This window comes from Streptomyces sp. NPDC094034 (assembly GCF_040303865.1).
Classification (GTDB): Bacteria; Actinomycetota; Actinomycetes; order Streptomycetales; family Streptomycetaceae; genus Streptomyces.
This window is the reverse complement of sequence record NZ_JBEOUD010000047.1, coordinates 1-24403: the sequence shown is the minus strand read 5'-3', so window position 1 is coordinate 24403 and position 24403 is coordinate 1. Positions and strand designations below refer to the sequence as shown.

Sequence of the window (24403 nt, the reverse complement as noted above, 5' to 3'; positions counted from 1 at the left end):
GAATCCTGGCCGAGCCAGGGCCGGTCCTGGCACCGGCCCGGCCACCGCGCGTATCAGCCCGACCACGGCGGCACGATGGCCGCCCGGAGCGGCGCGAGCAACCGGTTGGCCTCCGTGACACCGGAGGGCGAGCCGAGATCCGGGATCCCGCCGAGCGGCACCCCGTCCAGCGGCTCGTTCGCACAGCTCTCGAAACGGTCGCCGAAGAGCACCAGAGCCCGATGGGGCCGGTTGCGCCGGGACTGCCAGATCAGTCCCATCGCGTCAGTGGCCTGGGTCCGGATCTCGCTCGCCCAGCGCCGCGTCTTCGCGTAGCGCTCGCCCTCGTCCTCAAGGAGCCAGGAGTCCTGGCACACGGCGGCCAGATCGGTCTCGGTGACCAGGGATACGAGGTTCACGTCGCACCGGGTCCGCACCACGCTCAGCGACTTGGCCCTGACCGCGGCATAGGGGATGAGCCGCGTCCTGGACTCCTTGTCGAACTCCATCGAGCGCAGCAGCGTTTCGGCGAGCGCGGTGGTCGGGCTGTCGGCCACGTACAGATAGGGGTACGGGTCGTACGGCGTGCCGTCGAAGCGATTGCCGCCGAAGTGCGCGTCCACGCTGACCGGGTTGAACTGCTCGGCGGACCGCTTGGCGGAGTGCACCCGCCACAGCTCCGTGCCGGCCGGGAGCAGCCGGCGGTGGGGCCGCAGCTCGTACTCGGAAGGGGAGAAGGTGCCGGTCATCCGTCCCCCTCCAGCAGCGCCGCGGCGGCGCCGACCAGCTGCTGGTCGGGCAGTGCGCCGAGGAGCGAGGCGGGCGGGCCGCCCAGCCAGGTGTTCCCGCTGAGCCACCAGTCGGCGGCGCCCCAGGGATCGGTCTCGGCGAGGAGGATGCGGTTGACCTGGAGGACGACCCCGTACGGAGTGCCGTCGTCGGCCGGGAACTGGAAGTCGGGGTAACGGTCGCCGCGTTCGGGATCCGCCAGCCTGATCAGTTCGAGCGGCGGCGCCGCGCCGGCGAACCGGGCGCGCGCCTCCTCCGCCGAGAGCGAGGGCGTGCTGAGCAGCCTGCGCCGCACGGCGGCGACGATCGCCGCGGTCTCCGCGGAGAGAGAGGGAGCGCCCGCGAGCCGCGTCAGCAGCTCCCGCGCCACCAGCACGGTCGGCGGTCCGGCCGATCCCCCGACGAGGCGGACGGAGTCCAGCGCCAGCTGCACCGGATGGTCGTACGGCAGCGCGAGCAGGGCGAGCCTCACCCCCTGAAGTGCCTTGCCGACCGCTCTGTTGTTGTCCTGTGCCGTGTCCGCGAGGGCCCGCACCCGGGCGAGCAGCAGCTCGTGCTGCTCGTCGTCGAGGCTCTCGCGGATGCTGTCCCGGTGCTCGCCGATCAGGCCGAGCAGTTCCTCGGAATTCATGCGGTCCTCTCCCGCGGGTCGGCCGGGCCCGGATGGCCCTGGTGGATGAAGGGAGCCCAGACGGACAGGCGGTCGAGCCCCGGGCGCCCCAGCTCGCGCAGCAGATCGCCGCTCAGCGAGCCCGGGTTCGTGCGGTGGGGGTCGAGCATCCACAGCTGAGCCGCCCTGAGCGCGTCGACGGGACTTCGCCCCTCGACCGCCACGTAGTGGTGGAACACGGCCATCAGCAGCACCGACGCACCGTCGCGCGTCGTCCACCGCGACCCCACCACGTCACGCGCGCCGGCCGAGACGAACGCCGTCGTCAGGGTCAGCGCCTCGTCGTGGTCACGGGTGCTCAGATCTGTCTGACAGGCGCTCAGAACCACCAACGGCCCGTGCGTAGCGTCCTGTTCGCCGATCGGCCGGTCCAGCAGCCTGGTCACGGTCAGCATGCCGAGATCCGGCTCCGCGCCGGGCCCGCCCTCCTCGGCCGGCAGTTCGTCGGTGCGGCCGGGGAACGCGAGATGCAGGGCCGACAGTGTCGGACGCACCCCCGCCGATCCATGGGAGGCCACATGGAGCAGCGAGGGCGCGTCGGCGAGGAGCGCGACAAGCTCGTCGGGCGTCCCCGCCGCCTCCGGCACCACGGACGGCTCGAAGAACTCTCCGTACACACGCGCCCGCGGATAGAACGTCTCCCGCAGCGCCGTCACCTCGCGCTCGGCGTGCGTCAGATCCATGCGGGGGTCGGCCACCAGGACCGGGGCGGCGGCGGGGTCACGCCGTGCGCGCTTCACCGTGCGCAGGAACTGGCCGCCGGACGCCGCGTAGGTGATGACCATGGCCTGGCAGGCGTAGTCGTGGGGTGCCCCCGCCGGGAAGCGCGCGGCGTGCCAGGGGACGATGCCGAGTCGGCCGCAGGGCACCAGGACGATCCTGGGCGGGCCCGAGGGGTCGGCGCGTCGGCTCCCCTCGGCCGCGAGGTGTTCCGTGATGACCTCGAACACGGGGGAGATGGCCTGGTACGCCCAGTCGCACAGCTCGGACAGGGCCTGCTCCCAAGCCTGTTCCGCGACGGGGTCGTGCGCGTTGTCGGAGCGGGCGCCGGCCGCGTCGAGGTAGCGCTCCAGGGGGCCGCTCGCCGCCCCGGACAGCAGTGGGAGCCCGCCGACGCCGACCCCGATGTCCGCGCCCACGATGATCCCCATGCCCGGGGCCGGACCTTCGCCGGGGAGCAGATAGACGAGCGCGTCGGCCCCGCTCTCGGCGAGCCCGTCCGAAAGTTCTTGCAGCGTGGGCGTGGTGAACAGGCTGCCCCGCTCTCGGTAGCCGAGGGCTTCGAGCGCCTTGCGGCGCAGGGTGCTCGGCAGCTCGCCGGGGAGCCCGCCCAGCGTCTCGGCGTCGGACGCGTCGGCCGCCGCGGACGCGCCGGACGCGCCGGACGCCCGCCACGCTTCGGCCAGCTCGTGATGCCCACGCGCCTGGAGGAGTTCGGGTACGGCCCGAGAGGTCGACGCCGTCTGCAACACCAGGGCGCGGCCCAGCTCCAGGGCGGCCAGGGCCTCCTCCACCCGGTTGTGCGAGCCGGCCCAGAGGGCGGTCTGCACGCCTCGGGAGGCACCGGAGCGCGCGGCCAGCAGTCCGTGTTCGGGGCCGAGTTGGAGCACGACGTCGGCGGCGAGGGTGACCAGGGACTCCATCGCGGTGGCCGTCGCGGCGGTGTGGTCCCCCGCGTCCCCGCTGACGGACCAGCGGATCCAGTACGTCCCCGCCAGCTGCCATACGAGGGAGGCGGCGCCCTGCGGTGCCTGTCCCTGCCGGACGCGCTCGCGGATCCGCTCCAGCGTGGCGATGGCGGCGTCGAGATCCGCGGGGTCGTCCGTGAGGTCGTACCGCGTGAACAGGGACAGCACCGAGCTGTAGAGGTCGTTCACCGAGGTGTGCGGGGAAGGGTCGGAGGGGACCGGAACCTGGATCAGATCCGGGTCGCCGCTGAGGGCCGCCCGCGTGGCGGCGATGTCGGTCGAGATCGAGGCGAGCTGCTCCTGGACGAACGCGGGACTGTCCGCCAACGCCTTCTCCTGGTACGCGACGCCCCGCAGCATCATGTCCTTGTCGTTGGTGAGCCTGCCGAGGTCGGTGAGCGCGTCCGCGTGGACCAGCTGGACCAGGAAGCGCGACGCGCTGCCTCGTGGGACGGCTTCTTCGAGCGCGGCGAGTTCAGCCACGGCGGAGCCGACCGCGTCCGCGTCCTTCGCCTTGTTGGCCTTGGACGCCTGGTCCAGCAGGAGGAACGCGCGGGCCATGTACGAGAATTCGGCGGCCATGGGATGCGTGGACCGGGCGGCGACCTGGTGGAAGTTGTCGGCCACCGTCTTCTTGTACGCGTCGGCGGCCGACTGATCCTGGAGATTGCCGCCGACGCCCTCGCTCATTTGCAGCAGGAGACCGATCTGGGCCTCAAGGAGGGCGGCCATCTCGTGGCCCGGCGGCAGTTTCCCGTGCGCGGTGCGCAGCCGCCCGAGGTACTGGTTGTACGTTTCCGGGTCGCCGCTCCGTAGGGCGTCCCAGAGGCCGAAGATGATGGGGAAGACGGCCTCCAACGCGATCGCGTCGGCGTTGGCGTCGGTATCGATCTCGGCGTCGCCGGACGCCGGGATCGGGTCCGCGATCGGCTCCGGCTCCCGCCCGGGGCGTGGCTCAGGGCGCGGCTCCTCCCGCCGTGGCGGGTCGGAGCGACCCGTACCCGTGGTGGAGCCCGGCATCCCCGACATCATGGCGGCCATCATCCGCAGCTGGTTCGTGTGCGGAAAGTCCGGCGGCATCATGTCCGCGAACTGCTCCAGGTCCCCCGGACCGAGCCGCTTCCCCGAGAGCGCGGAAAGCATGCTGTCCAACATCCGGAACGGCCTCAGGAGGTCCGGCGGCACCGGAAGCCCGGCCGTCTCCGCCAAGAGCGCACGCATCTCGGCGGTGGCATCGGCCATCCCCTCCCCCTTGTGCCGTACCAGCCAGTCGACGGCGGCGGACTGATCGAGAGGCTGCCCGAACGCGCCCCCCATCTCCCGGATGGGCATCACCAGCATGAGCAGGAACAGCGCGGCCCATCGCCTGGCCTCCTCATCGGTCCCCGCCCCGACCGCCGTGCCCCGATCCCGCGCGTCCCGCAGCAGCCGTCGCGCACGTTCCCGGTCTTCCGGCGCGCCGTCTGCGGCGACATATCGCGTGGCGAGTACGGCCCCGAGCCATACCGTCACAGCGCCGCGCAGGGGCGGGTCGTGGTCCAACAGGCTGGCGAGTTGGGTGAGTTCGGCCACCGAGCTGTCGTACGCGCCGGAAGGGGCCACCGTTCCCCCCGAGGCCGGGATCAGCCGCCTGGCCCGCTCCGTGGCGTCCATCACCCAGGCGCGCAGCCCCTGGACGCCCCCGCTCTCCTCGTCGTTCACGTGCCTCCTCCGAATCCGCCGTCCATCTCCGGTATCTCAACCTTCCTGTGGGACAGTCATGATGGCGAGGACTCAGGCGCCATGGGACCGATTCCTGTCAATGCCCGGAGTCCACCGCGGACGCGCCCGGATCGGCCCGCATCTTCCGTCGCATCTCCCGCAGCCGTTCCCACAGCGCGTCGATGTCGGCCTGCGCGGCGGCCGGTGAGTCGTCGGGGCGCGGGACACCGTCGTCCAGCCGTCTGAGCCTGCCGTACACCGTCCCGAGCCGGTGGCTGACCTCGGCCGTGATGCCGAGGACGGTCTCCGGCATCCGCAGCTGGGCCTCCGCGTACACGTCCCGGTGCAGATCGCGGGCCTCGATGAGCCGCTGCCGCGCGGGGCGCCGGTCCTCATCGCGGCCCAGCGCGTGCAACTGGTCCGTGAGGGCGGCCAGATACTGGCGGGCGGCGGTGTTGAGCGCCACATACCCCGAGCGCCGCTCCTCGGCCTCTCTGCGCCGTTCCCGCAGCCGCTCGATCCGCTCCTGCTCGCGCTGCCGGCCGCGGTCCGCCGCGCGCTGGGTCAGCAGCGCGGACAGGAGCGTCCCGACGACCCCGACGACCGCGACCGCGGGGGCGGTCACGCTAGCGGTGTCCACGTGGCCTCGATCCGTATGCCGTCACGCCTCCAGCGAAGCACCGGCTCCCGTCGTGGGTGAAGGTCTGTCCCTGGTAACGCCCAGTGTTCGACCGGGTGCCGACCAGGCGACGTCAGTCCGCGTCACTCTCACCGTCAGTTGGGTCATCCTCGCCCGCCGCTCGCCGGGAGGCTCACGCGACGACAGGGGGAACGTCGGTACGGTGCGGGTGCGCACCGTGCGCACGGCGCGCGTGGTGACCGGCTGAACGCCGTACAGGCTGATGGGAGCAGAGGACATGTCGTATCCGGAGCCCCGCTACACCGGCGACCAGGGCGAGATCAATGTGGTCCACCGGCCCGCCGACACCCCGGCCGACGTGCGGTCACCGTCCGGCGGCCGGACCCATTTCGTGGCGTCCTCGCAGTCCACCGGGGGTGAGTTCGGGCTGTACCGGATGGACATGGCCCCGCACGGCGGCGGGCCGGGCCCGCACTTCCACAAGACGATCTCGGAGTCCTTCTACGTACTCGACGGGACGGTACGGCTCTACACCGGGGAGGGCTGGATCGATGCCGAGAAGGGCGACTTCCTGTACGTGCCGCCGGGCGGGCTGCACGGATTCCGCAACGACGCGGACGAACCGGCGTCGATCCTGATCCTGTTCGCGCCCGGGGCGCCCCGGGAGGAGTACTTCGAGAAGGTCTCCACGGTGGGCCGGATGACGGAGGAGGAGCGGACCGCCTTCTACCTCAGGCATGACACCTACTGGGCGGACTGACCGCCCGCCGAGCCGGCTCCGCCCGCCGAGCCGGCTCCGCCCGCCGAGCCGGCTCCGCCCGCCGAGTCGGCTCCTGCCGCTCTGCCCGCTCCTGCCGCTCTGCCCGCGGGCGCGAGACCGGTCTTCGCGCCCGCGCCGCACAGCGGTACGACGACGGAGGGACCGGCCCGGCCGGCCTCGTCGCGTACCGCCGCCCAGCAGGCGGCTGCCGTCGACTCCACGAAGAGCCCCCGGGACGCCAGATCGAGCTGGGCGGCGCGCAGTTGATCCTCGGTCACGGTACGGAAGGTGCCGCCGGAGGCCCGAACCGCCCGCAGGATCTGCCGGGCGCGCGGCGGGTTCGGGATGGCGATGCCCTCGGCCAGGGTCGGCGCCCTCTCGGCCGGCGCGCCCAGTTCCTCGGCGCCCGCGTGGAAGGCGGTCGCCAGCGGTGAGACCGCCTCGGCCTGGACGGCGATCAGCGCGGGGCGCTCGCCGATGAGCCCGTGCGCGGACAGTTCGGCGATCGCGAGCGCCGCGCCCAGGAGCAGGGTGCCGTTCCCGACGGGTACGACGATCGTCTCCGGGAGGCGTCCGCCGAGGTCCTCCCACAGCTCGTAGACATAGGTCTTGGTGCCGTGCGTGAAGTACGGGTTGTGGACATGGCTCGCGTAGAACGTGCCCGGCTCGTCGGCGGCGGCGCGGGCGGCCCGCGCGGTGGCCTCACGGTCGCCCGGGACGTGTTCGAGGCGCGCGCCGTGGGCCCGGATCTGCTCGGTCTTCTTGGGCGAGGTGGCCTCCGGTACGTACACCGTGCAGGGCAGCCCGGCCCGCGCGCAGTACGCCGCGATCGCCGTGCCCGCGTTGCCGCTGCTGTCGGCGATCACCCGCTCGGGGCCGAGCCGCCGTGCCAGTTCGGCGAGCATGACGGCGCCGCGGTCCTTGAAGGAGAGCGTCGGCATCAGGAAGTCGAGCTTGGCGGAGACGGACTCGGTCAGCGGCACGAGCGGGGTACGGCCCTCGCCGAGCGTCGTGACCGGCGCGGAGAGCGGTAGCGCCTCCTCGTACCGCCAGAGCGAATTGGCCCGGGGGGAAAGGGACTTCAGGGGTACGGGTGATGTCTCGAAGTCCAGGTCCCAGGGGCCCCGGCAGACGGGGCAGCACCAGGCGAGCGAATCGACGGGTGAGCGGGTCCCGTCGACCGGGCAGACGTACATCGCGGTCATGACCGCCAGCATCGCAGTTTCACGGCGCGCACGGCGCGTGGGGAGTACGCGGGGCGCGGGGCGCCTCGCGCCCGCTCCGTGGCGCGCGGCTGTGCCCGGTGGTGCGCCCGGTGCGGGATCGGGTCGCCCGGGGGCGCACCAGCGGTAAGTGCCTGCTTAAACGCGAGTAATCACTTCGGGTGAAACTCTGGCCCATGCTTGCGGTGATCAACCGACGGTTGCCACGCTGTTGCTGTCTGTCAACCTGATGGGAGTGGCCCGTGGCCTTCGGTGAGCAGCCCGCCTATCTCCGCGTTGCGAGCGATCTACGCGAGAAGATCGCCAATGGCGCACTGCCGCCGCATACCCGGCTGCCCTCGCAGGCTCGTATCCGCGAGGAGTACGGCGTCTCGGACACGGTCGCGCTGGAGGCGCGCAAGGTGCTGATGGCCGAGGGTCTGGTGGAGGGCCGCTCCGGATCGGGTACGTATGTGCGCGAGCGCCCCGTCCCCCGCCGGATCGCCCGGTCCGGATACCGGCCGCCGTCCGGCTCCAGTCCGTTCCGTCAGGAGCAGTCGGCGACGGGCGCGCGGGGCACCTGGGAGTCCCGCAGCGAGCAGGACACGGCCGGGCCGGAGATCGCCGCCCGGCTGGGGATCGAGCCGGGCGACCGCGTGATGCGTACGCACTATGTCTTCAGGGAAGCGGGCGAGCCGATGATGCTCTCCACCTCCTGGGAGCCCCTGGCGGTCACGGGGCGTACGCCGGTGATGCTGCCCGAGGAGGGGCCGCTCGGCGGCTGCGGGGTGGTCGAGCGGATGGCGGCCATCGACATCGTCGTGGACAACGTGCTGGAGGAGGTCGGCGCGCGCCCCGGGCTGGCGGAGGAGCTGATGGCGCTCGGCGGAGTGCCCGGCCATGTCGTGATGGTCCTGGAGCGGACGTACTACGCGTCGGGGAGGGCTGTGGAGACCGCGGAGGTCGTCGTCCCCGCGGACCGGTACCGCATCGCGTACCACCTCTCGGTCAAGTGACCGACGGCACGGCGCGCGCGGGGAGTTGACGGCGCGTAGGGGCCGATCGGGCAGACCCGTTGGGGGAGGTGCGCCGCTCTGGCATGCCCGCACGCGGTGGTACGGGGCCGATCGGGCGCGCCCCGGGGCCCGATCGGGCGCGCGGGACGCCCAGGGGGCGCGCACAGTCGATCCCCGCCCCTGGTTTTCGGCGTTTTGTTGGCCGGATGCGTATCTCTTTGTACAAACACGTATCCGCTCTGTGAAGGTCAGGCGTAGGCTCCGGCATATGCGGAATGCGGTTTCCTGTGGATCTTCGGAGAGATGCAGGTCGGCGGCGGGAGGAGCGCGATGAACGACGGCGGAGCCCTGCTCCCGTGGCTCGTCATACGGGAGGACGACAACGGCAACCGCTATCGCGTCGGCAGATATGCCACCCAGGACGAGGCGCAGAAGATTGTCGAGAGCCTCGACGGCCGCGGACAGCAGCGGATCTACTGGGTGGAGCGCGTCAGCCAGACCGCCGGTTAGCGGGTGACGGGGGTGCCGTATGTGACGCCCCAGGTTGAGCGCGCGTTACGCTCCGGCGCATGAGTGATCGTGTGGTGGTGGCGGGCGCCGTGTACGACCGGGGGCGGCTGCTGGCCGCCCGGCGCAGCGCGCCCCCCGAGCTGGCGGGCCGGTGGGAGCTCCCCGGCGGCAAGCTGGAGCCGGGGGAGGCGCCCGAACAGACGCTGGTCCGCGAGCTGCGGGAAGAACTGGGCGTGGAGACCGAGCCGGTGGACCGGATTCCCGGTGAGTGGCCGCTCAAGCCGGGCTATGTTCTCCAGGTGTGGACGGCCCGGCTGCTCTCCGGCGAGCCCCGGCCGCTGGAGGACCACGACGAACTCCGCTGGCTGGGACCGGACGAGATCCATACGGTGGACTGGCTCGACCAGGACCGGCCGGCCGTGGCCGAGGCGGCCCGTCGGCTGGCCGCCGCGTCCGCATCGACCCGCCCGCCCCGTCCGGCCTCCTGAACTGGTCGCGGACCGGGGCGCGGAGAGTGCCCGAGAAGCGGTGAGAAGCGGGCGGGAAGCGGGCGGGAAGTGCGCGGCTGTGTGACGGGCGGTACGTCATATGCGCGGGGGACGTAGTCCGTTTGTGCCGGTGAACCTCCCCTGTGGCGGCGGCTGTGACGGTAGCCGCGATGGATATCGGGTATGTGCTGATTAACCCCCCTAAAAGGGACGCGGGTCTGCCGTCGGTCTGGGGAAGTGATCGGCTTGATCGACACAGAGGGTGGCGCATGCGCCGAATGGTCCTTCCCTGCCGAACTCAACGCCGTACGCGCCGCCCGCCATGCCGTCCGTGACACGCTCCATGCCTGGCGTCTGCCGCAATCGGTCGGCGATATGGCAGTCCTGCTGGTGAGCGAGCTGGTGACCAATTCCCTGCGCTACACCTCGGGGCCGATCGGCGTCCTGGTCGCGATCCGCCCGGTCGAGCCGGGCCCGGGGGACCCCGGTGGTCCCGACGGTGCCCAGGGCACCGCCGTCACGGAGCGTGCCGCGCTGCTGGTGGAGGTCTCCGATCCGCTGCCCGATCTCCCCACCGGACGCCCCGCCGGTCCCGACGACGAGGGAGGCCGGGGACTCCAGCTTCTGGCCGTCTCGGCCCGGCGTTGGGGCACGCGTCGCGGGAAGACTGGTAAGACCGTGTGGTTCGAGCTGCCCCTCCCTGGTTAGAAGTCAGAAAGGGAGAACGATCACAGCGGACTCGGCTCAAAAAGAACGAGACCGTGCTGTGATCGTGAATGCCGTGTCGGCTGGGGCCGTAGTGCTGAATACTGCGGACATGGCCGGTCCGGTGCGTGAGCTGGAGGGGACGGTCGCGTGAGCGAGATATCCGGGGCGGCGGGCGACGTCGTATGGCAGAGCAGTCCGCCCGGCTCGATCTATGACTACATCAGGGTCGCTTCGTTCTCGATCGGCCCTGACGGGCTGGTCGACCAGTGGAGCGACCGGGCAGCCGAGCTGTTCGGGGTGGCCGCCGACGAGGTCAGGGGCCGTGACCCGGTCGAGGTGTTCATGCCCGCCGACCAGCGGTCGCGAGGGCATCGCAAGGTCAAGGAGATCCTCGACGGCAAGGAGTGGACCGGCCTCGTCCCGTTCCGCGCGATCGGGCCCGACGGGCAGGACGGGCTCGCCGAGGTCTATGTGATGCCGAGCGAGACGGAGCGTGGTGAGCGCGCCGCGCTCTGTATCGTCGTCGACGTCAGAGCCCTGCGCCGGATCGAAACCGACCTCGCCTCCTCGCAGGCCATTTTCGGCCAATCTCCCTTTGGGTTCCTGCTGTTCGACACCCAGCTCAAGGTGCAGCGCGCCAACCAGCGCTTCGCCACCATCTTCGGCGGCCGGGCCAACGACCACCGCGGCCGTACGGTCCACGACTATCTCTCCCGCCCCGAGGCAGAGCGGATGACCGCCGCCCTGGAACGCGTCCTGAGGACCGGAGAGTCCGTCACCGACCTCCAGATCGTGGGCACCCGGCCGGGGGACGCCGAGCGCCGGCACTGGTCGGTCAACCTCTATCGCGTCCACAGCGGCTCCGGCCGCTCCATCGGGGTCGCCGGGGTCGGCACCGATGTCACACGCCGTCATATAGCCGCCAGAGAGGCCGCGAGCGCCCGCCGCAACCTCGCCATCCTCAACGAGGCCAGCGCCCGGATCGGCAACTCCCTGGATCTGGAGACCACCGCGCGCGAACTGCTCGGCGTGGCCGTCCCCGGTTTCTGCGACCTCGCCTCCGTCGACCTCTACCAGAGCCTGCTCACCGGCGAGGAGGCGTCGCCGGGACGCTGGGGCTCCTCGCGCGCCGACTCCGGCGGCAGCAGTGCCCGGCTGCGCCGGGTCGCCTTCGCCAGCGCCGTCTCCGACGTACCGCTGACGGGGCCGGGCGGCGAGGGTGACGGATATGTCCCGCCGGAGGTCGGCGCCGTGCACCGGTTCCCGTTCAGCTCGCTCAGCGCGAACGCGCTGCGCACCGGCCGCGTGCAGACCATCCCCGGCGAAACCGGCAGTCTCGTACAGTCCACGTTCGCCGTACCGATGGTCGCCCACGACAGCGTCATCGGGCTCGTCCAGTTCTCCCGTACGAAGGGCAGCGAGCCGTTCGGCGAGCGGGACCGGGCGCTCGCCGTGGAACTCGCCGCGCGCGCCGCCGTCTGTATCGACAACGCCCGCCTCTACCGGCGCGAACACGAACGCGCGCTGATCCTCCAGCGCAGCCTGCTCCCGCCCGGTGACCCGGAGGCCGCCGGGCTGGACATCGCCTGCCGCTATCTGCCCGGCAACACGGCCACGGAAGTGGGCGGCGACTGGTTCGACGTCATCGAACTGCCCGGCCACCGCACCGCGCTGGTCGTCGGCGACGTCATGGGGCGCGGCCTGCGGGCCGCCGTCGCCATGGGGGAGCTGCGCACGGCCGTGCGTACGCTGGCGCTGCTCGATCTGGAGCCCGCCGAAGTGCTCTCCGCGCTGGACGAGATCGCCCGGGGACTGGGCTCGCCCAGCGGCGCCCAGCAGGCCTCGCGCGTCGCCCACAAATCGCGCGACGCGGACCTCGCCGAGGTCTATCTCGCCACCTGTGTGTACGCCGTCTACGACCCGGTCACCCGGCGCTGCACATTCGCCAACGCCGGTCATCTGCCCCCCGTCCTGGTCGAACCGGGCGAGGAGGCGCTGATGCTGGACGTGCCGCCCGGGATGCCCCTCGGCGTGGGCGGTGAGCCGTTCGAGCAGGTCGAGGTCGATGTCATGGAGGGCGCGCTGCTCGCGCTCTACACGGACGGGCTGGTCGAGTCCAGGGACCAGCCCCTGGACGAGGGTCTGGGCGCCTTCCGCGCGGCCCTCGCCCATCCGTCCCGTCCGCTGGAGGACGTCTGCGACCACGTGCTGAACACGCTCGACACCCGGCACGGCGAGGACGACATCGCCCTCCTGATGGCCCGTATCCAGGGGCTGCCGGCCGAGGCGGTCGGGGACTGGCGGCTGCCCCGCGAGCCGCGCTCGGTGGGCAGGGCCAGGGAACTGGCCCGCACCCAGCTGCTCGCCTGGGATCTCGAACCGCTGGTGGACACCGTGGAACTGCTCGTCAGCGAGCTGGTCACCAACGCCATGCGCTACGGCGAGGGCGAGATCCGGCTGCGGCTGCTGCTCGACCGCACCCTCGTCTGCGAGGTGTGGGACGCGGGGCTGGTGCAGCCGCGGCGGCGGCGGGCCCGCGACACCGACGAGGGCGGCCGGGGCCTCCAACTCGTCGGGCTGCTGAGCGCGGCGTGGGGTTCGCGCCGGACGCCGCGCGGCAAGACGGTCTGGTTCGAACTGGCCCTGCCCGACGGTGACTCGTCGGCCGAGCCGACCGTCGAGCAACTGCTGAGCATGTTCTGACGCCGGGCCCGGGGACGGGTTCCCGCCCCCGGGCGGAGGGCCATCGGCGGAGGGTCCCGGGCAGAGAGGGCCATCGGCAGAGGGGCCCGGGCAGAGCCTCCCGGGCCCGCCCCGTCAGCCGCTCTTCAGCGCCGCCAGCCGCGCCTCGACCTCCGCGCGGTCGCCGACGCTGTCCAACTGCTCGAACTGGGCGTCCAGCGACGAGGCGGCGAGCTCCTGCTTGCCCATCGCCCGCGCCTCCTCGCGCCGCACCTTGTCCTCGAACCGGCCGAGGTCGCTGGTCGGGTCCAGGACGTTGATGTTCTTGACGGCGTCCATCATCCGGTTGTGCGCCTGGGCGGACTTGGACCGTGCCACCAGCTCGTCGCGCTTCGCCTTCAGCTCGCTCAACTTCACCCTCATCCGCTCCAGGCCGACCTTGAGCTTGTCCACGACCTCCGTCTGGGAGGCGATGGCGGGCTCCGCGGTCCTCGCCTCCTTCTCGGACTGGAGCTGCCGCTCCAGCGCGACCTTGGCGAGGTTGTCGAAGGTGTCCGCGTCCGCGGCGTGCCCCGCGGAGCGCAGCTCGTCCGCCTTCTTGCTGGCCGCGAGCGCCTTCCCGCCCCACTCCCGGCCCGCGGTCACGTCCTCGGTGTGGTCCTGCTCCAGTAGGCGCAGATTGCCGATGGTGCCGGCCACCGCCTCCTCCGCCTCGGCGATGTTGTTGGTGTAGTCGCGGATCAACTGGTCCAGCAGCTTCTGCGGATCCTCCGCCTGGTCCAGCAGGGCGTTGATATTGGCCTTCGCCAGCTGGCTGACCCGGCCGAGGATGGTCTGTTTGGTCATGGTTCTTCTCCTTGTGGGGGGAGCGTGTGGGGAGTTCTGCGGGAAGGACGAGGGGAAGCACGAGGGGAAGGACGAGGGGAAGCACGAGGGGAAGGTGATCCGGCGAAGGGCGAGAAGGTCAGAACCGGCCGCCGCCGCCCATCCGGCCGCGCGTACCCCCGCCACCGAAGCTGCCGGGGCCGCCGCCGCCCCGATAGCCCCCGCCGAACCCGCCGCCTCTGCCGAACCCGCCGCCTCTGCCGATTCCGCCGCCGAACAGGCCGCCCAGGAGGATTCCGCCGAGCACGGCGCCGCCGAGCCCGCCCCCCGTTCCCTGGACACCGCCGCCGCCGTAACCGCTGCCGAACGACCGGACGTCCTGCTCGGCGAGGTCCTGCGCCGTCCGGGCCAGCGCGTCCGCCTGCTGCGCCTCGGCCAGCGCGCCCTGCGCGTCGCCCGACACCGACGAGGCGTGCGCCAGTTCCAGCCGACGCTGCGCCTCCATCAGCCGGGTACGTGCCTGGCTGCCGACCGCCCCGCGATGTGTGCCGATGTAGTCGGCGGCGGCGCCGATCGCCGAGCGTGCCGTGAGCATCGCCTGATCGAGGAGCGCCCCGGCCCGGCCGCTGCCCGCCTCGCGCTCGCGCGCCCCGGTCAGCGCCTCGTCGAGGACCGCGTCCGCCTCCTCGACCCTGCGCAGCGCGTCGATCGGGTCGTACCGTCCGGAGTCCAGCTCGCGCCGTACGCCCGAGACCACCGCCTCGGCGCGGCTGATCCGGCCCTGGAGGTCGGCCGTGGACATCCCCTGCGTCGTGCCCTTCAGCAGACCGCGCGCGTCGGCGAGATCCGTCTCCATCTCCGTCAGTGCGCCGGAGAGTTTCCCGGCCGCCTCCGTCAGCTCCTGCGCGCGCCGTTCGACCGTCTCGACGAGCGTGGCCGTCTGCCCGACGGCGGCCTCCGCCGCCCGCACATGCACGGCCGCCTTGCCGTTGTCGCCCGCGCCGGTGAGAGCACGGGCCTCGTCCAGGGCGGTGGACGCGAAGACGAGCCGGTCCTCGGCCTGTGTGACGCTGTCCGCGACGGGCGCGGAGGCCGAGTCGGCGTACCGCTCGCGCATCGCGGCGAGCGTGCTCCGCGCCGTCGCGACCCGCCCGGTCAGCTCGCGGAAGGTGGCCCCGACCGTCTCGACGGCCTGCGGCGCGTTCCGTTCCAGCGCCCTGAGCCGGTCGAAGCCCTCGGACTCGGCGTCCAGCCGGTTGTTGGCCTCCGCACAGCGGGCGATGATCTCGTCCAGCATCCGGCGGCGGGTCGGATCGTCCTCCGGGAAGGCGTCGTCGAGTTGCTGGCGCAGCCGGAAGGCGAGCGTCAGCTGCCCCTTCGCGAAGGCCACGGCATCGGTGAACGGCGCCGCCGCCTCCTCGCCGAACTGCGCCGTCGCGAAGCCCAGTTCCTCCTGGCTGGTGCGCAGCGCGTCGTCCGTCTCGACGAGGACCTGCTTCGCCCGGCTGTCGAGCTCGGGCAGTGGAGTCGGCGCGGGCTCCGCCGTACCGCCGGGGGAGCCCCAGCCCTGCCGTCCGCCTCTCGGTGTCGTACGGGCCGCCATCCGCCGCTTGCGCTTGGCGAAGGTGTACGCCCCGATGAGCGCCGCCCCGAGCACCACGATGACGGGCAGTACGAGATTGGTCGCCGCGCCACCGTCGGCCGCCGGGCCCCCCGGGTCCGCCACACCGGGGGTGATGGCGGGCGTGGGCACCGGCCGGCCCGCGAGCACGGCGTTGAATCCGTCGGCGGCGCCGATCGCCGCGGCCGACCAGTCGTTCTGTCGGAGCGCCGGCTCGACGGCGGTGCGCGCGACCGTGCCGAGCTGGTCGTGGGTGAGGGGCGAGTCGATGTCCGCGGAGTAGGCGTACTGCCGGTCGTGGGTCGCGACGGCCAGCAGGAGGTCGTCACGCCCGAGGCCGTTGCGGGTGGCGGTGGTGTCGGCCCAGCTCTGTGGCGAGTGCCCGGAGAAGTCACGTACGTACACGACGAAGAGCTGCACCCGGTGGTCTGAGTAGAGCCGGTCGAGCGCCCGGCTCACGGCGGTCCGCTGACCGCCGAGCGCCCCCACCTTGTCGGTGATCTGCCCCTGCCGGTCGAGGGGGATCGGCTGCTCGGCGGCTGCCCGCTGAGCCGTGGGTACGACGAGCCACCACGCCATGACCAGCACGGCAAGAAGGGTCCGGGCGGCTATGGGCGTGCGGGGGCGGCTCACGAGTAGCGTCACATTTGGGAGATTATGTCCCGTTACGGATGGGCGCGACCGGACGTGGTGACCTCCTGGAAGGGGGGGCGTCACCGTCACCGAGTGCCGTCCTGCTCGTCGTACCGGCGCTCACCGGCGCGCTCGCGCTGCGAGGACGACCTGAGCCACCACGGCCACGCGGAGAGGGCCGCGGTCGCGGTCCGCGGCGACAGGCTGGGCCTGGGGCGCACGGACCGCGACCGGGACCGCTTCGGGGGCGCGATCATGTCCACGACGGCCGGGGACGTCGGGACAGGACCGGCGAGTAGGTCCGGCCGTCAGCAGTCCTCTAGATGCTGAACCGCTCCTTCGCCAGCAACGGCCTGACCCGCGAGGTGAATCCGCCCGTACGGAACGGCCGCTGGAGCAGCCCCGGCCGCAGCTCCTGGGCGAGCGCGGCGGCGATCATGCCCTGATCGAGTGCGAGGACGAAGTCGCTGACCCGGCCCGTCCCCACATTGACGGAGTCACGGAAGCCATAACGGTCGTCGTACGCGCCGAAGTCGGCCGCGATCGCCTTCAGATTGGCGATGGCCTCCCCGCGCGCCTGCGGCAGCGCGAGGAAGGACGCGTGCGGTGTGACGACCCCGTTGGTGTACGCGGACGCCGGGGGCAGCGGTTCGCCGTGGGTGACGAAGGTGCGGTCGGTGTTGGAGGCGTAGCCGTCGATCTGCATCCCGATCGCGTCGACGCCGTACTCCTGATAACCGCCCTCGGGCACATTGGCCGGGGAGAAGCCCCAGTAGCCGTACCCGGCTTCCGCCAGCCCGTGTTCGATCTGTGAGCGCACATAGCGGCGGTGGGTGGTGCCCCAGGAGCGCGGCGACCACTCGGCCTCCGGCACGAAGAGCGGCACCATCAGCGCCTCGAACATCGAACCGCCCCAGGTGGGGACGAGCTTGCGGCCCCGGTAGGTGTAGTGGCCCTGCCAGAGGCGGACACCGTCGATGGTCTCGTACGCGCCGCCCGGCGGCTGCTCCTGGCCGTGCTCGGGGATCATCGTGCGCAGCATGTGCCAGTAGTGGTCGCCGGGCAGCGAGCCGTCCGCGATGCCCAGATAACTGGCCATGCGCGGCTCGGTGTTGAGGGCGCCGTAGTGGTGCGCGGTGGGTTCACCGGTGTCGGTCCAGAAGCCGCCGCGGAGCTGGCCGGGGTTCATCACCGGGTCGGCGGGGTCGTACGGCGTGTAGTAGTACGACCAGTCCGCCGTCGCGAGGATGGCGGCGACCCGGCCGCGCAGCCGCGGCTCCGCGTCGGCGGCGATCCGCAGGCCGGTGACGAGCCAGGCGTTGTCGACGGAGGAGAGGAAGGGGCGGACCGGATCGCCGGTGCCCGGCCAGCTGGTGAGGACGGAACCGTCGTACGCGTCGTACCAGTTGAGCCAGAAGCCGTGGTGGCGTTCGAGCCGCTCGATCGCCGAGACGGTGTGCGCCAGCCTGCGGTACATGGTGTCCCGGCCGATGACACCGAGGCCCGCCGCGGCGACGGTGGACCACAGGCCGCAGCCGATATTGGTCGGTGAGGTGTTCCGCGAGGGGACGGGCGTACCGGGCCCGGAGATGTCGATCTTGTCGGCGGTGAGACCGAAGTCGGTCGTCATGGCCTCGATCGAGCGGTACGTGTCCTCGAACCAGCGGCGCAGCAGCGGCAGGTCGGAGGAGCGCGAGGCGCTTCCCGGCCGGGCGGGTGCGGCGAGCGCGGCGGGTGCGACGGGTGCGGGTGCGGCGAGGGCGGGTGTGGATACGGCTCCGAGGGACAGGGCGGCGGCCCCGGTTCCCGCTGCGGCGAGAAACGTGCGACGGTCCATAAGAGTCCAGCTCCTGTTGGCGGGTGTGGAGTTGTGGGTGTGTCCGGAGTTGCGGGTGTGTTCGGAGTTGTGGGTCGGGTGTCGCGGCGGTGGTACGTACGGGGGCCGACGGCGGTCAGGTGCCGTCGGCCCCCGGGTCCGCGGCGGTGGGGAAGGGGAATCAGCCGCGGGTGAGGCGCAGGAAGCGGATGCCGGGGTTGGGCAGCTCGACGGTCAGCTCGGCGGTGCCTTCGGCGTCCGCGGTCACCGGTGCGAGCTCCTCGGCGGGCAACTCGTCGGCAGCGCGCAGCTTCTGCCACTGCTGGTCGTCGGGCCAGTCCCCACCGTCGAGGTCCTTCCAGACGGCCTGGATATTGGCGTGCCGCTCATCGACCCTGCGCGAGGCGACGGTGTAGAGGGCGCCCGGTTCGAGCCCGCTGACGCGGACGGTCGCGGCGCGGTCGAGCACGGCGGCGCCGTCGATCTTGGACTGGTCGAGGGTGCCGTTCCAGAGCAGGACGTCCACGGTGGAGCGGTCCTCGGCGCGGGTGGCGAGCGATTCGACGAGCGCCGCCGCGCCGTCTCCGCTGACGGCGGCGGGGATCCGGCCGCCGGTGAGCTGGGAGAGGAGATACAGCGCCCAGAAGCGCGGCTTGCGCAGATTGCCGACCGTCAGCAGCCCGAAACCGCCGTGGAAGAGCCGGGGAGGCCAGCCCAGCTCCTCGAACTGGTCGGAGGCCACCCAGTAGGAGAGACAGTCGGTCGACGACAGCGCGCTCTTCATCCCGCGCAGTACGAATGGCGCGGCGAAGACGGAGTCGCTGACGCGATGGAAGTGCGTGGGTGTGACGCCCCACTCCGTCCACAGGATCTCCGGCTCGGGCCTGCCGGTCGCCTCGGCGAAGGCGCGGGTCATCGGACGGAAGTCCAGCGGGGCGTTGCCGTAGGTGTGGGTGGAGACGAAGTCGACGGGGACGTCGTGCTCCTGGCAGTACTCCAGCAGCGCGCCGACCCAGCCGGCCGCGGCGGAGGAGGGTCCGCCGACCTTGATCCGGTCGTCCACGCCCTTCACGGCGCGTACGGCGACCTCGTAGAGCCGGTGGTAGTCGTCCTGGGTGCCGTTCCAGAACACCGCCAGATTGGCCTCGTTCCATACCTCGAACTCCCAGCCGGCGACGGTGTCGCGGCCGTACCGCTCCTGGAGATGGACCGTCAGCTCGCGGCAGAGATCGCCCCAGCGCTCCCACTGGGCGGGGGTGGAGACCAGGGCCTTGTAGTCGAAGACCGTGTAGTGCGGGTCGGAGGCGAGTTCCTTCGGCATGAAGGAGAGCTCGACGACGGGCTTGAGGCCGGTGGCCAGGAAGCGGTCGTAGACGGCGTCGAGGCCGGCGAAGTCGAAGGAGCCGTCGCCGCGTACGGTCACGGTCTCGGGCAGGAAGGTGCCATGCGCGCGGACGGAACGTACGCCGATCTCGTCGCGGACGATGGCCAGCGCCTCGGCGTAGTCCCGTGCCACATCGGAGCCGCCCGCGCCCGGCTTGTCCCAGGTCAGCAGCGAGAAGTGCTCGGCACCGATCATCCGGTTCCAGACGCCGGGGAGTTCGGTGGCGGGGGCGGCCGCGTCCACGGCCACCGTGACCTCGGCGGGGCGCGAGCCGGCCGCCCTGGCGGAGCCGGGCACGGCCTCGGACAGCGCGCCCGCGCCGGTGTCCGACCAGGTGGCGACCTTGTAGAAGTAGCCGCGGCCCGGCTGGGCCAGCGTGTCCGCGTACGGCGGGTGCGGTACGGCGAGCACATCGCCGCCGAGGTGGTCGAGCGGCTCGAACGGGCCCTCGGCGGAGTCGGCGCGATGCACCAGATAGCCGAGCGCGCCAGGCACCGGCCGCCAGGTCAGCAGCACATGGCCGGTGCCGTCCTCGGCGGACAGACCGGCGGGAGCGGGAAGCTTCCCGATGCCGGCGAGTCGCCGGTCACTGGGCTTCCCGATGCGCGACTCCCAGTCGGCGCGAGCGGCGGACTTTTCGGTCATGAAAGTACAAACCTTTTCTTCGAGGGGGGTGCGGAGCTACAGCAGCGCGCAGCGAAACAGCGCGGAGGTACAAGGCGGAGACACAGGGAGGAGCGGGCCGCTATTTGAGGCCGGCCGTGGCGACGCCCTGGGTGAAGTAGCGCTGGAGCACGAGGAAGACGAGCAGCACCGGCAGCACGATGAGCAAGGAGCCGGCCATCAGCATTCCGTTGGAGCCCTCCGACTGATTGGGATCGGTGGCAAAGGTCGCCAGCGCTACCGGGAGGGTGTATTTGCCCGGGTCGTTGGTGGCGATCAGCGGCCAGACGAAGTTGTTCCAGGAGCCCAGGAAGGTGAGGATCGCGAGCGTCGCGAGGGCGGGCTTGACCAGCGGCATCACGATCCGCCAGAAGATGTACCACTCACCGGCGCCGTCCATCCTGGCCGCCTCCAGCAGCTCGTCCGGGATCGACTGCATGAACTGCCGCATCAGGAAGACCCCGAAGGCACCGGCGGCGAACGGCAGCACCAGACCGGCGTACGAGTCGATCAGCCGCAACTTGCTCATCAGGACGAACAGCGGCAGCAGCATCAGATTGCCGGGCACCATGAGCGCGCCGAGCACCAGCGCGAACACCTTGTTCCGGCCCGCGAACCGGAGCTTGGCCAGCGCGTAGCCCAGCATCGAACAGAACACCAGATTGGAGACCGTCACCAGCACGGCGACCAGCGCGGAGTTGAAGAAATGGACCGGCAGATCGAGCCGGTCGAGCAGGCGCGAGAAGTGCTCCAGAGTCCATTCCGTGGGCAGCCACACCGGTGGGCTGGCGGCCAGCTCGCGGTCGGTCTTGAAGGCGGACAGCGCCATCCAGAGGAACGGCGCCGACATGACCAGCAGCCCGAGCGAGAGCAGGACGTACACCCCGGTTTTCCCGCGCCGACCGGTGCGTCCGCTCTTACGCGCTGCGGCCTGCCGGGTCGAAGTCTCTGCGGCGCTCATTTCGTGTTGTCCTTCAGCAGACGGAGCTGGAGCACGGTAATGCCCATGATCACGAGGAAGAGCACATACGCCATGGCGCTCGCGTAGCCCATGTGGAAGAAGTTGAAGCCTTCGCGATACATGTTCAGGGAGACGGTGAGGGTGCTGTTCGAGGGGCCGCCCTCGGTCATCACGAACGGCTCCTCGAAGACGTTGAGATAGCCGATCGTGGTGATGACCGTGGCGTACAGCATCGTGGGCCGCACCAGAGGCACGGTGATCCGGCGGAACTCCTGCCAGGCACTGGCGCCGTCCAGCCGCGCCGCTTCCCGCACCTCGCTGGGGATGGCCTGGAGCCCCGCGATGAAGAGCACCATGACCGTGCCGAGATTGCGCCACACCGCCATCAGGATCAGTGACGGCATGGCCAGCGCCTCGGAGCCGAGGAAGTCGGGGGTGGTGAGGCCGACTTCGGAGGCCAGGCCCGCGATCAGCCCTTCGGACGGATCGAGGACGAAGGTCCAGACGACGGCCACGGCGACGATGCTGGTCACCACCGGGGCGTAGAAACCGACCCGGAAGAAGGTGCGCGCCCGGTCGATCCCGCTGTTCAGCAGGACGGCGGCGGCGAGGCCCGCACCGATGGTGAGCGGTACCCCGACGACCACGAAGTACGCCGTGTTGAAGAGGGCCTTGAGGAACTTCTCGTCGCCGAAGAGCTTGGTGTAGTTCTCGAAACCGATGAACTCCGCGGAGAGCGGGTCGGTCACATTGCGCAGCCCGAAGTCGGTGAAGCTCATGGCGAGCGTGGCGATGATCGGGAAGGCCATGAAGACGGTGAACAGCACCAGGAAGGGCGTGGAGAACAGCCACCCGGCCAGATTCTGCACCCCCAGGGAGCGCGGCTCACGGCCCTTCGCGCCGCTTGTCGGCGGACTCGCCCCGGCCGACGCCGGGGCGGCGTCCGCGACGGATTCGGTCGTGGTGCTCATGGCGGTTACTCCACGAGCCCTTCGATTTCGGACTGCGCCTTGTCGGCGGCGTCCTTGGCCGAGGACTTGTTCTGGGTCACCGCGCCGAGAGCCTCGTCGACCTTCGAGGTGATCTCGCTCCAGTTGGCCAGCACCGGCGTGCCCTTGGCGGACTCCATCTGCTCACGGAAGATCTGGAGCCCCGGGTCGTCCGAGAGCTTGCCGGAGTTCCAGGCGCTGGTGTTGGCGGGGAGATCGCTGGTGCGGGTGAACCAGTCCTTCTGGCCCTCGGTGCCGGTGAGGTACTTGATGAATTCCGTGGCCGCGGCCTTGCGCGTGCTGTCCTTGGAGACGACCAGGCTGGAGCCGCCCGCCATGGAGACGGACGCCTTGTCACCGGGGACCTTCGCGACGCCCCACTTGCCCTTGAGGTCGGGGTAGTCGTCATTGATCAGGGTCATGATCCAGGGACCGGAGAAGAACATCGGCACATCACCGGAGTTGAAGTCCTTGAGCACCTCGTAGCCGGGCGGAGTGCTCTTCTTGGTGAGCCCCTTGTCGAAATACGACGCGTACTCCGTCATGGCCCTGACGGATTCGGGACTGTTGAAGACCGCCTTGCCGTCCTCGGACACGATCTCGCCGCCGGCCGAGTACAGGAAGGGGTACCAGCTCTGTACGGTGTCCAGGCCGCTGGGCTGGAGGTAGAGGCCCCACTCCGTACCGGCCTTGTCCTGGTACGCGGTGGCGAGCTGCTTCAACTCCTGCCAGTCGGCCGGTGCTTTGTCGATGCCGGTCTTCTTCGCGAGGTCGGTGCGGTAGTAGAGGACGCGGGTGTCGACGTACCAGGGGACGCCGTACACCTCGCCGCCCACCTCTCCCTGCTTCCAGGAGGCGGGGAAGAAGTCCTCCTTCTTGAACGCGGCGGTGTCGACCGGCTCCAGCACGCCGAGCTCGGCGAATTCGCCCATGTACGTGCCGCCCATCTGCGTCACATCGGGCAGCGTGCCGGCGGCGGCCGCGGAGACCAGCTTCTGGTGCGCGACCTCCCAGCTGATGGGTGTGACCTTGACCGTGATGTGCGGGTTGGCCTTCTCGTACACCTTGGCGACGTCCGCGAGCTTCTCGCCCTCGGCGCCCATGGCCCAGACGGTGAGCGTCTGCTTCTTGTCGGCGGCGACGCCCTCACCCCCCGAGCTTCCGCACGCGGTGAGTCCGAATGCCACCGCGAGCGCGGTGGCGGCAGAGACGGTTCTGGCGGTGCGGTGCATGGACGGCTCCTCCTTGAGCTCCCCGATGTATGCGCTGCCTGTAAGCGCATACATCACTCTGCCGTCGCGCTTCGGAAAACCGCAAGAGGTGGCATGGTCACACTCGTGCAACATGTGCGACATCTGTGCATGCGGTTTCCGTAAGCTAAGCCGGGCCGATGACGCTTCGAAAGCGGATGTGACGGATTCCGCTCAGGCCCGGCTGGACGCCTCCGGCTCATGTCCGGTGAGCTACTGTCACGATCATGTCCGCGTTCGCGCACGGCTTTCCCTTTGATCCGGCCTACGGCCTGACCCTTGATGAGCTGCTCACCATCGCCGCTCCTGCCCCGCCGGACGGATTCGACACGTTCTGGCGGGACCGTTACGAGGCCGCGCTACGGGTGGGGACGGCTCCGGCGGTGGGCCCCCAGGAGGACGAGCGCGACGGATTCCGGATCTTCGGGGTGTCCTTCACCTCGGTCGGCGGGCTGCGCCTCGGCGGCTGGCTCGTACTGCCCGCCGAAGGGCCGGCACGGCACGGACTCGTCATCGGCCACGGCTACGGCGGACGCCAGGAGGCCGGACGGGACGTGCCGCTTCCACTGCCGGACGGCGCGGCGATCCTGCCCTGCGTACGGGGACTGGGCTCCCGCAGCCGCAGACCCGCCCTCCCGGGCGACGCGGACCGCCATGTGCTGCACGGCATCGAGTCCCGCGACACCTATGTCATCGGCGACTGCGTGGCCGACCTGTGGTGCGCCGCGTCCGCGCTGCTCGAACTGGTACCGGAACTGACGACGCCACGGGGCGTCCGGCTCGGCTACGCGGGGGAGAGCTTCGGCGGCGGCCTCGGCGCGCTGGCACTGCCCTGGGACGACCGCTTCGTCTGCGGCCGGCTGACGGTACCGACGTTCGGCAACCACCCGCTGCGGCTGACGCTGCCCTGCGTCGGGAGCGGGGAAGCGGTACGCGTCCACTACCGCGATCACCCCGGGATCACGGACGTACTCCCGTACTTCGACGCTGCCACGGCCGCCAGCCTCATCGGGATCCCGATGATGGTCGCACCGGCCCTGTTCGACCCGGCGGTCCCGCCGCCGGGCCAGTTCGCCGTATACAACGCGCTCGCCGGCCCGCGCGAACGTCACGTCCTGACGGCCGGCCACTTCGAGCACGCGGGGAGCGAGCGGGAGAACCGGGAGCTGGCGGCGGCGGACCGGCGCTTCTTCGGGGAGAGGCTGGGGGGCGGGGGGTAGTGGGGGTGGGCTGGGGGTTGATGTCGGGGGTTGGCGTCAGGTCAGTGCCGAGGGGTAGTCGGGGTGGGCCGGGGGGTGTGGTGTCGGGTGGGGGCCGCCCCTGGGTTTGAGTTTCGCGGTTGCGGGTTGGGCGTCAAGGGCGCTCCTTCGTCGCGTCGGCTGCGCCGATTGCGCTGCGCTTCACCCTTGACTCCCAACCCTCCACCGC

General features: G+C 71.1%; 19 protein-coding genes. 7 read left to right on the top strand and 12 right to left on the bottom strand.

The window, feature by feature from the left end; translation table 11 throughout:
* Window positions 1–53: 53 nt before the first annotated feature.
* From ABTZ59_RS30730 to ABTZ59_RS30715, 4 genes are all read right to left on the bottom strand, one after another.
* Window positions 54–728: an RES family NAD+ phosphorylase gene (locus ABTZ59_RS30730; protein ID WP_351420414.1), complete on the bottom strand. Its 675-nt coding sequence runs from the start codon at window positions 726–728 to the stop codon at window positions 54–56.
* Window positions 725–1399, bottom strand: a complete 675-nt coding sequence (locus ABTZ59_RS30725; protein WP_351420411.1) for a hypothetical protein — start codon at window positions 1397–1399, stop codon at window positions 725–727. Before ABTZ59_RS30725 ends, ABTZ59_RS30730 begins: the two co-directional genes overlap by 4 nt.
* The gene (locus ABTZ59_RS30720) at window positions 1396–4827 is read right to left on the bottom strand and encodes a CHAT domain-containing protein (RefSeq protein ID WP_351420409.1); all 3432 of its coding nucleotides are present in this window, start codon (window positions 4825–4827) and stop codon (window positions 1396–1398) included. The genes ABTZ59_RS30725 and ABTZ59_RS30720 overlap by 4 nt, the downstream gene beginning before the upstream one ends.
* Before the next feature lie 97 nt (window positions 4828–4924).
* Complete coding sequence (locus ABTZ59_RS30715; RefSeq protein ID WP_351420407.1) at window positions 4925–5452, bottom strand: hypothetical protein; 528 nt, start codon at window positions 5450–5452, stop codon at window positions 4925–4927.
* 292 nt (window positions 5453–5744) lie between these two features.
* Between ABTZ59_RS30715 and ABTZ59_RS30710 the strand changes: the two genes are divergently transcribed.
* A complete protein-coding gene (locus ABTZ59_RS30710) occupies window positions 5745–6227 on the top strand; it encodes a cupin domain-containing protein (protein WP_351420404.1) in 483 nt (160 codons plus the stop codon).
* On the opposite strand, the gene ABTZ59_RS30705 is transcribed toward ABTZ59_RS30710, so the two are convergent.
* The gene (locus ABTZ59_RS30705; RefSeq protein ID WP_351420402.1) at window positions 6212–7444 is read right to left on the bottom strand and encodes a threonine synthase; all 1233 of its coding nucleotides are present in this window, start codon (window positions 7442–7444) and stop codon (window positions 6212–6214) included. The genes ABTZ59_RS30710 and ABTZ59_RS30705 overlap by 16 nt on opposite strands.
* 248 nt (window positions 7445–7692) lie before the next feature.
* Between ABTZ59_RS30705 and ABTZ59_RS30700 the strand changes: the two genes are divergently transcribed.
* The 5 genes from ABTZ59_RS30700 (at window position 7693) to ABTZ59_RS30680 (ending at window position 12854) form a co-directional block, all read left to right on the top strand.
* Window positions 7693–8445: a GntR family transcriptional regulator gene (locus tag ABTZ59_RS30700; protein WP_249947999.1), complete on the top strand. Its 753-nt coding sequence runs from the start codon at window positions 7693–7695 to the stop codon at window positions 8443–8445.
* Between the two features lie 330 nt (window positions 8446–8775).
* Window positions 8776–8955, top strand: a complete 180-nt coding sequence (locus ABTZ59_RS30695) for an SPOR domain-containing protein (protein WP_351420396.1) — start codon at window positions 8776–8778, stop codon at window positions 8953–8955.
* 59 nt (window positions 8956–9014) lie between these two features.
* Entirely contained in the window at window positions 9015–9443 is a 429-nt protein-coding gene (locus ABTZ59_RS30690; RefSeq protein WP_351420393.1) for a (deoxy)nucleoside triphosphate pyrophosphohydrolase, read from the top strand.
* 237 nt (window positions 9444–9680) lie between these two features.
* On the top strand, window positions 9681–10151 hold the full coding sequence (locus ABTZ59_RS30685) for an ATP-binding protein (RefSeq protein WP_351420390.1): 471 nt from the start codon (window positions 9681–9683) through the stop codon (window positions 10149–10151).
* A gap of 147 nt (window positions 10152–10298) precedes the next feature.
* A complete protein-coding gene (locus ABTZ59_RS30680) occupies window positions 10299–12854 on the top strand; it encodes a SpoIIE family protein phosphatase (RefSeq protein WP_351420388.1) in 2556 nt (851 codons plus the stop codon).
* A 114-nt stretch (window positions 12855–12968) separates the two neighbouring features.
* Here the strand turns inward: ABTZ59_RS30680 and ABTZ59_RS30675 are convergent, their stop codons facing one another.
* The 7 genes from ABTZ59_RS30675 to ABTZ59_RS30640 form a co-directional block, all read right to left on the bottom strand.
* Window positions 12969–13679: a PspA/IM30 family protein gene (locus ABTZ59_RS30675; RefSeq protein ID WP_351420382.1), complete on the bottom strand. Its 711-nt coding sequence runs from the start codon at window positions 13677–13679 to the stop codon at window positions 12969–12971.
* 118 nt (window positions 13680–13797) lie between these two features.
* The gene (locus ABTZ59_RS30670) at window positions 13798–15858 is read right to left on the bottom strand and encodes a TPM domain-containing protein (RefSeq protein ID WP_351420504.1); all 2061 of its coding nucleotides are present in this window, start codon (window positions 15856–15858) and stop codon (window positions 13798–13800) included.
* A gap of 373 nt (window positions 15859–16231) precedes the next feature.
* On the bottom strand, window positions 16232–17749 hold the full coding sequence (locus ABTZ59_RS30660) for a glucoamylase family protein (protein WP_351420380.1): 1518 nt from the start codon (window positions 17747–17749) through the stop codon (window positions 16232–16234).
* Between the two features lie 160 nt (window positions 17750–17909).
* Complete coding sequence (locus tag ABTZ59_RS30655; RefSeq protein WP_351420377.1) at window positions 17910–19757, bottom strand: GH39 family glycosyl hydrolase; 1848 nt, start codon at window positions 19755–19757, stop codon at window positions 17910–17912.
* 100 nt (window positions 19758–19857) lie between these two features.
* On the bottom strand, window positions 19858–20736 hold the full coding sequence (locus ABTZ59_RS30650; RefSeq protein ID WP_351420375.1) for a carbohydrate ABC transporter permease: 879 nt from the start codon (window positions 20734–20736) through the stop codon (window positions 19858–19860).
* Entirely contained in the window at window positions 20733–21707 is a 975-nt protein-coding gene (locus tag ABTZ59_RS30645) for a carbohydrate ABC transporter permease (RefSeq protein WP_351420371.1), read from the bottom strand. Before ABTZ59_RS30645 ends, ABTZ59_RS30650 begins: the two co-directional genes overlap by 4 nt.
* 5 nt (window positions 21708–21712) lie before the next feature.
* On the bottom strand, window positions 21713–22957 hold the full coding sequence (locus ABTZ59_RS30640) for a sugar ABC transporter substrate-binding protein (protein WP_351420369.1): 1245 nt from the start codon (window positions 22955–22957) through the stop codon (window positions 21713–21715).
* Window positions 22958–23202: 245 nt separating this feature from the next.
* Between ABTZ59_RS30640 and ABTZ59_RS30635 the strand changes: the two genes are divergently transcribed.
* Window positions 23203–24195, top strand: coding sequence for an acetylxylan esterase (locus tag ABTZ59_RS30635; protein ID WP_351420365.1), 993 nt, complete (start codon window positions 23203–23205; stop codon window positions 24193–24195).
* Window positions 24196–24403 lie beyond the last annotated feature (208 nt).